Raw genomic sequence first — 433 nt, 5'->3', positions numbered from 1 at the left:
TCCTTGAATTCGGCGGGGTGGGGGCATGCAATTCAAGATATTCGCAAGCTCTTCGTGAGTGTGCTTGCCCGAATAAAATATATGGGTATCGCCGCGCGATCAATTACAGGGGATTACGCGCAATATAAATTCCGGATCGCCGTCTCCCCGCTGGACGAGCCGTGGCAAAGCGGTTCCGGGAGGGCTGCCGACTCGACCGTATCACGATGTGCAGTCCGCTCGAGGGGATGACAGTCGCGCAAAAAGTATTCTTGCTCGAATGATGGCAGTGATGCAGCTGAACGGGCCGCATCGGCGAATGAGCCGAGCCGGATCACTCGTTTTTCTCGCTCGCGAAGGACATTCCGTCTGATGATCTATTCGTCGTCGGATTGCCGGATGGGGAAGAGAAAGAAGGCGCGGGGTCGATGGAGTTTGTGACGCTCTGTCTCGA

At 55.9% G+C, this 433-nt stretch carries 1 protein-coding gene; it reads left to right on the top strand.

Features of this window, described 5'->3' with window-relative positions; translation table 11 throughout:
- Positions 1-231, top strand: a 231-nt coding sequence (locus J5M67_RS28855; RefSeq protein WP_207888730.1) for a hypothetical protein, incomplete at its 5' end; no start/stop codon positions are given.
- Positions 232-433 lie beyond the last annotated feature (202 nt).

Origin of the sequence: Pseudomonas sp. 30_B (genome assembly GCF_017491605.1) — a bacterium.
GTDB lineage: Bacteria > Pseudomonadota > Gammaproteobacteria > Pseudomonadales > Pseudomonadaceae > Pseudomonas.
The sequence above is the reverse complement of the archived record's forward strand: the minus strand, read 5'-3'. Positions and strand labels throughout refer to the sequence as shown.